The 8,952-nt window shown below is 31.3% G+C and carries 8 protein-coding genes; all 8 read right to left on the bottom strand.

The window, feature by feature from the left end:
- Position 1: 1 nt before the first annotated feature.
- Entirely contained in the window at positions 2-1,138 is a 1,137-nt protein-coding gene (gene lpxB, locus OREMA_RS0104860) for a lipid-A-disaccharide synthase (RefSeq protein ID WP_018248158.1), read from the bottom strand.
- A gap of 222 nt (positions 1,139-1,360) precedes the next feature.
- Positions 1,361-2,167, bottom strand: a complete 807-nt coding sequence (locus tag OREMA_RS0104865) for an LpxI family protein (RefSeq protein ID WP_018248159.1) — start codon at positions 2,165-2,167, stop codon at positions 1,361-1,363.
- A gap of 59 nt (positions 2,168-2,226) precedes the next feature.
- Positions 2,227-3,039, bottom strand: a complete 813-nt coding sequence (lpxA, locus tag OREMA_RS0104870; RefSeq protein WP_018248160.1) for an acyl-ACP--UDP-N-acetylglucosamine O-acyltransferase — start codon at positions 3,037-3,039, stop codon at positions 2,227-2,229.
- A gap of 30 nt (positions 3,040-3,069) precedes the next feature.
- On the bottom strand, positions 3,070-3,501 hold the full coding sequence (gene fabZ / locus OREMA_RS0104875) for a 3-hydroxyacyl-ACP dehydratase FabZ (RefSeq protein ID WP_018248161.1): 432 nt from the start codon (positions 3,499-3,501) through the stop codon (positions 3,070-3,072).
- 13 nt (positions 3,502-3,514) lie between these two features.
- Positions 3,515-4,342, bottom strand: a complete 828-nt coding sequence (lpxC, locus tag OREMA_RS0104880) for a UDP-3-O-acyl-N-acetylglucosamine deacetylase (protein WP_018248162.1) — start codon at positions 4,340-4,342, stop codon at positions 3,515-3,517.
- 149 nt (positions 4,343-4,491) lie between these two features.
- A complete protein-coding gene (locus tag OREMA_RS0104885) occupies positions 4,492-5,223 on the bottom strand; it encodes an amino acid ABC transporter ATP-binding protein (RefSeq protein WP_018248163.1) in 732 nt (243 codons plus the stop codon).
- A gap of 11 nt (positions 5,224-5,234) precedes the next feature.
- Positions 5,235-7,631 (bottom strand): hypothetical protein, encoded by a 2,397-nt coding sequence (locus OREMA_RS0104890; RefSeq protein WP_018248164.1) that lies wholly within the window; start codon positions 7,629-7,631, stop codon positions 5,235-5,237.
- A 439-nt stretch (positions 7,632-8,070) separates the two neighbouring features.
- Positions 8,071-8,952, bottom strand: an 882-nt coding sequence (gene ltrA, locus OREMA_RS0104895) for a group II intron reverse transcriptase/maturase (RefSeq protein WP_018248165.1), incomplete at its 5' end; no start/stop codon positions are given.

Consider the following 8,952-nt stretch of genomic DNA (forward strand, 5'->3'; position numbering starts at 1 on the left):
TTCATATAATACCTCCTATTTCTAGAACCAGTTTAGCTACTCTTGTTGTTGCTCCTTCTTCTCCTAACTTAATTATTACTTCATTTAAAGCATTCTTAATCTTATCTTTTCTTGCTTCAGAACTTAAAATAGCTAATGCTTCTTCAGCTAAATTCTCTCCTGTTACTTCACCTTGTAATAACTCAGGAACTATCTTATCTTCAGCTATAATATTTGGCAACCCTATATAAGATTGTTTCACTAACATTTTACCTAGCCAATAAGTTGTTCTAGATGTTTTGTAAATTATCACCATAGGGGTTTGAAAACAAGTAGCCTCCAATGTGGCAGTACCTGAAGCAACTAGTAATAAATCTGCAATATTCATTACTTCATAGGAATGACCATCAATAATATTTATCTCAAGCTCATATTTATCTAACTTCTTTTCAATATCCTTTCTAAATACACTATCAGCTAAAGGTAACAAAAATTCTGCTTGGGGATATTTATTCTTTATTTGTTGACTTGCCTCTAACATAGGCTCAAGCAAACCTTCAACCTCTTGCTGACGGCTACCTGGTAATAATCCAATAGTTGGAACAGCAAATGATAGATTATATTTATCTTTAAACTCTGTAGAAGATAGTTCCGGCTCTACTAAATCTAAGATTGGATGTCCAACAAATTTGACATCTGCCCCAGCTTCACGATAAACTTTCTCTTCCATAGGAAAAACTGAAGCAATAGTAGCACCACGTTTTGCCATCTTTTTGGCTCTCCACTTACCCCAAACCCATGCTGATGGAGCAAAATAGTTTACTATTGGAATATTTCTCTTTTGAGCCAATTTAGCCACCTTCATATTAAAGCCAGAGTAATCCACTAATAAGATCACATCTGGCTCTTCTTCTTTCATAGCTCTATCTAATTTATTTAAAACTTTAAACATTAGTCTTAAATGTTTTATAGCTTCAACAAATCCAATTGTACTTAACTTAGTAGGATCATAAATAATTTCCACTCCTGCTGCCCTCATTCTAGAACCGCCCATACCAATAAATTTAAGATCTGATCTAATCTGCTTTATCTCTTTGACTACTTTAGCAGCATGCATATCTCCAGAAACTTCCCCAGCAACAATCATTATTTTCGGCATCTTATCACCTACCCTTATAAATCAATTGATAATTGATAGTTAACAATTTATAATTAAAAATCAAATAACTTATTAGCCAAAAATTAAGACACCTAAAACACAACTTCTAGCTACTAGCTATTAATTATTACCAACCCGTATAAATTCGCACCAAAAATAAATTTTATTTTGGGATTGTGTATCTATATTCTTTACTTTTAATTATTAATTATCAACTAATAATTATTTCATTACTACAATTGGAATCTGAGCTTTTTCTGCTTCTTTAATAAATTCTTCTTGATTCACAATAAAGGTTTTATTGGCTTCGATAACCAACCCTTTAGCATTTACCTCAATTAATTTATCTAAAGTATCAAGCCCAACAGCTGGTATATCAAATCTCAAATCCTGTTGAGGTTTACTTACTTTAGCTACTACAACTTCCCCTCTACCTAGCTTTCCACCACGTAAGATAGCTTCATCAGTTCCTTCTATAGCTTCTACTGCCATAATAGCCTTGTCTTTCACTACTACAGTCTGCCCAATGTCTAAACGTCCAATCTCTTTAGCCATCTTAAATCCATATTTCATATCAGCTAATGTCTCTTCATCAGGTTTTATCTGAGTTAGAGTACCTTCTTGTGGCAATAAGTCCTCTATATATTTAGTTTGGTTGCTAATTTTAATACCAGCCTGCCCTAATTCTTGAACAATAGCTAACATAATTGCATCATCATTCTTCTCTTCTAAATTAGCCAATAATTGCATAAATCTCTGATCAAGCTCTACACCTTGATATAATAATTCCTTTGTAACCTTACCTAACATTACTAAATCTATTATCTTTTCAGATTTTAACGTAGTTATTAACTTATCTAATTGACCTACATTAATCTGATATAATTTATCGACTATATCTTCTAATTTATTAATTTCAGCCTCTGGAGTAACAGTAATACAAACAACTTCATGCCCTTGGGAAACAGCAACCTGAGAAAATATTACAGGAAGATTACCATTACCAGCTAACAATCCTATTTTAGCCATAATTCCCTCCTATATAAGCATTAATATTAGTTTTCAGCTTATAATAAAATAGTAATCTATTATCTACATATTCCTCTTTGAGCATTTCTTAAGAATCTTAGGAAATGTTCAACTAAAGGATTTCCATCTAACTCTTGATCCATTTTCTCAATAGCTTGAGAAATATTTAGATTAGATCTATATAATACTTTATAAGCTTCTTTAACTTGTCTTCTTAATTCTGGACTGATACCATTTCTTCTTAAACCAACAATGTTTATTCCTTTAACACTAGCAGGATGACCATCTACTATTACATATGGAGGTACATCCTTTACAACCTTAGATCCTCCTCCTACCATAGCCATCTTACCTATACGAACAAATTGATGTATACCAGTTAAACCACTAATTACTGCTGAATCTTCAACAATAACATGGCCTGCTAAAGTAGCTGCATTAGACATGATTATATGGTTACCCAAATGACAATCATGAGCAATATGACAATAAGCCATTATTAAGTTATTATCTCCTACTTTAGTTAATCCACCACCATCTTCTGTTCCTCTATGAATAGTAGCAAACTCCCGAATAGTATTGTTATCTCCAATTTCTACAAAACTCTTTTCCCCATCAAACTTCAGGTCTTGAGGTTCTTGTCCAATTGATACACTACTAAATATCCTATTGTTCTTACCTATTTTTGTCCACCCTTTAATAACTGAATGAGAACCGACACTAGTACCATCACCAATTTCAACATTTTCTCCAATAATAGCATAAGGGCCAACTTCCACATTCTGGCCTAGTTTAGCACCAGAGTGAACAATAGCTGTCTTATGAATCTTTTTATTTAAATGTAATACGTTATTTTTCTTTGTATCTTTCAACTTGCTCCCCCCTTCAAATCTTATAGTTTATTACTTATCTTGAATTGCGCAAGTCAAAATAGCCTCTGTTACAACTTCTTCATCTACCATAGCCTTAGCCTCTACTTTTCCAATGCCTCTTCTTAATTTAGCCACATTCACTTCAATAATCAATTGATCTCCCGGTTTTACTGGTTTCTTAAATCTAGCATCCTCTATACGTGCAAAATATGGTACCTTCTCTTCTGGATTATCTACTGTAGTTAATAAGCCTACTCCTGCTACTTGAGCCATTGCTTCTACAATTAATACTCCTGGCATAATAGGATGACCTGGAAAATGGCCATTAAAAAACTCCTCATTAGCCGTTACATTCTTTAAGCCAACAACTTTTTCTCCAGCCTTTACCTCTAAAATTTTATCTACCAATAAGAAAGGATACCTGTGTGGTAAAATCTCCTTAATTTGATTAATATCCATCATCTAAATTCCCCCTTTAATTTAAGTACTCTTTTAACTTCTTAGATAAAATAGAATTCAACTTATGCCCAGATCTAATAGCAATAATATGACCTGTAAATTCGGGCGCTAATTTAATATCTCCTATAATATCTAGAATTTTATGTCTTACAAGTTCATTAGAGAATCTCAATTCATTAATTGGTCCATCTTCTCCAACTAAAACTGCATTCTCTAAACTACCACCTAAAGCTAGACCCATCTCTTTTAAACTTTCAATCTCATGATCAAAACCAAAGGTTCTAGCTGAAGCAATCTCATTATAATAAGTCTCTTCATTAATAACAAATTCTGCAAACTGATCATGTAAGCCAGGATGATTACTTACAAAGGTATAACTAATTCTTAACTCATCATCTGGCAAAACTACTAAAGATTGATCACCTTCTTTAACATAAATAGGCTCTTTTATCTTGTGGATCTTTTTAGTAGCCTCTTGTTCTTCAATTCCTGCCTCTTTTAATATATCAAAAAATATTTTGCCACTACCATCAGTAACAGGAGGCTCATCAGCATCTATTTCAATTAATATGTTATCAATTTTTAATGCATTAAGAGCAGACATAATATGTTCAATAGTATTAACATCATATTTATCTACACCTATAGTAGTACACCTTTGTGTAGTTGTAACATTAGAAATAATCGCCTCTATTTCTAATGGATCTTCTAAATCAATTCTTTTAAATTTAATCCCTTGATTAACACCTAAAGGTTTACAAGTAATTGTAACATTTTTTCCTGTATGAAGTCCAATTCCTGTATAAGTAAATTCGTTTTTTATAGTCTTTTGCTTTCTCTCCAAACTGCTACCTCCTTTTTCAAACCTTTTATTATTTCAATAAAAAGAATAATTCTCCTGCATTTTAAAGAATTAAATCCTCTAATTATTAGTTTTATTTACTATTATACTTATATAAAGCAGTTATAATCCCCAAAATATTTATTTTAGTACTAATAATAATCTAATAAATCTTTATACCTTCTCCCTACTTCTGATTGAGGATTAGCAAAGATAGATTGAGGAGTACCTGTCTCAACTACCCTTCCCTTGTCCATTAATAAGATGATATCTGCTATTCTTAAAGCAAATGAGACTTCATGGGTTACAATAATTACTATCTTATCTTTGTCTCTAGTTAAATCTTCTATTACTTCTAAAACCTCTTTTACCAATATAGGGTCTAAAGAAGCTGTAGGTTCATCTAATAACATCAAACTTGGTTCTATTACTAAGGCTCTAGCAATTCCCACTCTTTGCTTTTGACCTCCACTTAAATTCTTAGGATAACTATTAATTTCATCGGATAATCTTACTTTCTTAAGTAAATTAATAGCCTTGTCTCTTAATTTATCAATTGAAATGCCTGTTTTAATCAAAGGTAAAATTACATTCTCTATTACTGTCAAACGTTCAATTAAATTAAATTTCTGAAAGACAAAACCAACTTCTCTACGCCAATCCAATAATCGCTCTTCTGAAAGTTCTAAGATTGGAATTCCCTTAAATAAAATTTGACCAGCATCAGGCTGAGTTAAACGATTTAAACATCTGATTGTAGTAGATTTTCCACATCCACTTGGTCCCATAATAGCTACAGTTTTCCCTTTAGGAATTTTAAAATTTACTCCTTTTAAAACTTCTTTAGGACCATAACTTTTTCTTAAATTTTTGACTTCTAACATTGCTCCTCCACTTAAAAATAAGTTTTTCGACTATTTAGTAACTTTAATATCCCAGGCTTACCAGAAGGAATAATAATTTCTCGCATAATCTCCGTATAACTAAAACCTAGAGCTTGACCTGCTTTAAACTCTTCTTCTGCAATTTTATTCATAACTTCAGCTTTAGAAACTGCAACAATCCCTAATATAGCACCCAATACAAATCCAAAATATGATGGTAAATAAGGAATTTTAGCTCCACTTAGGTAAAAGGAGCTTCCTAAAATTAAAGACCCTGTTAATAATCCATAATAAAATGATTCATTTTTATACCAAACAATATCAAAATCCTCTTGCTTTAACCTTAATGAATTAATAATTAAGGTTTGATCAAAAAATAAAGAAAAGAAACTAAGAATTATAGCAGTTACAGCTGTTAATAAAGTTCTTACCTCACCTAAAATTTGATAGAGCTGCCCTCTTAAGTTAGGGCTAAGAACTCCAGCTTGAGATGTATAAATACTCACCTTATTCGACATAAATTCTTGAATTTGGCCCTTAATTGGACTAATATTAATTCCCTTAGCAGGCAACAAAAGAGAAATCTCACTACCAGGAATAACTTGACCTTGAATATGTTTATCAATCAAATCAATCGTATCAGTAATCTCTTCATCTTTTAGTTTTGGTAAAGATCTTTCAATATATTCTACTTCACTAATAATACTTTCCAAATCTATCTTTCTTATTCCTAATAATTGATCCTGTAACTTCAACATATTTTTCTGTATATCTTCTTCATTTATTTCACCTATTTTATAAACCAGATCTTTATTACTAATCTGTTCTAATTTATCCTTAACCTCTTTTTTATCTACTTGGCTAACTTGATTAATAAATAAGTTAAAAGAGGATACATCTTTTTGCCATTTAATAAGTCCTTCTAAGATCGGATTATATTGATTAATATAATCTATAATCTCCTTTGTATTCGAATTGACCCGTTGAGCAAAATCTATAATTGTTATCTCTAATTCGGCTAAATCACTACGATAAAAGTTCGCAGAAGATATTTCAACCCTTCGTTTACTTACTTCTTTAGCTATACCTTGTAGTTTTAGATTGAATTCTTCTAACATCTCTCTAATAAAGTTTAGCTGTTCTACAACTTTTACTAATCTAGTTAAAAGCTTGTTCAACCTATTAACGGCTTCTTGTAAACTACTCAGATCCACTTTATCTATATCATCTTTATAAACACTTAATTGCTGACTTAAACCTTTTAATTCAAAGATAGACCCTTCTAAATCTTGAAAGGTAGTCAAAGCATTTACTACCTTCTCTATAGTCAGTTTAGAGGTTTTGAAGGCCTCATCTAATCTAGGTAGTAATTTCGTAGTTTCTGTAACAGCATAAGCTAAATCTTGGCGAGGATTATTGACTTTAATTTGCCCTACCACATCACCTAATTTATCTTTGGTAAAATTATAAGCTTTATTACCTAGTATATCCCTACTATCACCTTTTTCTACAATAGCCTTAGCTAAAGAACTATTTACTTCAACAACTCTTAAGATAACCTGCTCTTTAGCTGCTACTGGAACGGCAAATCTATCGCCTTCTTTAACAATAATACCATCTTCTAAATCTATAGTTACTTTAGTTGCATAGCTATCTAAAAACTTTTTCATCTCAGTCATTGTTTTAACCAACGATTCCATATCTGTTAACCCTACCGTTGTAATATTCTTAATAGAAATTTTATATTTATTTCTCAGTTTCGCTACCAACTGATCGCCTAAATCTATTATTTCATCTTCCTGTTGGGTAATTGGCAAGCGAACAGATAAAACCTGGTATTTAACTAAGATATCATTGATCCTTTTGGATACATTATCAAGCATATCAGGGCTCTCTATAATAACTTCTAATTTATCACCATCTGGAAATGTGAATTCAACTCCTGACAAATCATTTATCTGCGGTTCAATTAAAGTTCTAACTTCACTTCTTAAACCAGCAATTGTTATTCGAGGCTCAGTCATAACACTAATACTATTTAATCCAGTTATATTTTTAAAGTATTTATCATCAATATTAATATAATTTTCTCTACTTCTATATTCAGAATCTAATTTAATAAAAAAATTAGTCTTACCCAATATTTCTATCCCTAAAACTAATTCAGACCCAGGAAATTTAGAATCTATAATATCTTTAATCTCTTCATAGGCTCTTTCCTTAGCTTCCTCACCTAAAATTAATGCAAAATCATATTCTCCATATTCTCCAAATAAACCTCCTATAGTATCACCAAAATAATAATCTGCTAAATAACCTATCACAATCGATACTAAAGAAATAATAAGAACAGTGATTACTACCAGAATAACTATATCTTTAAAAAAAATTGACCTTAGGAGAAACATCTTTTTCACTCCTATTTCTACTTATTATACCATTGATAATAAGGAATAGTAAACTAAACTATTAAATCAATTTAATTATTTAAAAACAAATTATATTAATTTTTAAATTTGAGCTAAACTACTCTTAAATTTGTCTATCAATAGTTAATAATATAATAAATTTTTATTTCATCATTTATATTATTCAATATTTTAGCATTTATTATAAATTTAATACATAGAAAATTTATTTTCTAAAATCATTATAGCAAAAAAGTAATATCTTCTCAATCTTGCATAGATTATGACTAAATAATAAAGTAGGACCAGCCTCACGGCTGGGACCCCTTGTCAAACTGTACGTACGGTTTTCCCGTATACAGCTTTCGGTTATTGGTGCTCCTTATCAGAGAGTAAGTCTTCGACTCTATGTTACCATAGATGTATATTTTACCCTTAATTAGAGCACATCAGTAAGTAATGATTGAAGTCCTTTATCTCTTAGATAACTATTTGAAAAGCGATAATTTTGATACATTATCGCCTTTTTCTTTTCGATAAACGAACGCATTCTCATTCTAATCCATTTATCCAACCTCGTAAACAAAGTCTTCACATTTCCTATCTTGAAATAGTTACCCCAACCTCTCAAAACTGGATTTAATTTTGCAATTATTACTTCTACAGGAAAAGGTCTAGTTCTTCTAGTAATCTTTCTTACTTTGTTTTTGAATTTTGTTATTGCTTTATCTTTAGGTCTCTTGTATTCAGAATGGTGAAATTTGAATCCTAGAAATTCAAATCCATCATAAAAGTTAGTTACTACCGTCTTACGAGGATGAAGTTTCAACTTCAATTCATCCTCTATAATTTTACGGGTAACTTTTAACGCTCTCTTTGCTTTGCGCTTATTTTTAGTTAAGATTACAAAGTCGTCAGCAAAGCGGACTATTTTGTAACCTCGACGAGTCATTTTCTTATCAAAGTAATGTAAATAGATATTAGCTAATAGAGGAGAGATGACACCTCCTTGAGGTGTCCCTTCTCTAGTTTCTTCTCTACCTTCTTCAGTCATAACTCCAATTGTCAGCCATGACCTGATAATATCTAATACCCAACCATCACTTATATATTCCGCTATAAAATCCATTAATAACTCATGGTCTATAGTATCAAAATAAGATTTAATGTCTGCGTCTACCACCCAGTAGTAACCTTGTTCTTTATATTTCTCTATCTTTTCTATCGCATCGTGAGCAGACCTATTAGGTCTGAAACCAAAGGAACATTCACAAAATTCTCGCTCAAAGTATATTTCTAGTACTTGCCTCACTGCTTGTTG

Origin of the sequence: Orenia marismortui DSM 5156, assembly GCF_000379025.1 — a bacterium.
Taxonomy (GTDB): Bacteria; Bacillota; Halanaerobiia; order Halobacteroidales; family Halobacteroidaceae; genus Orenia; species Orenia marismortui.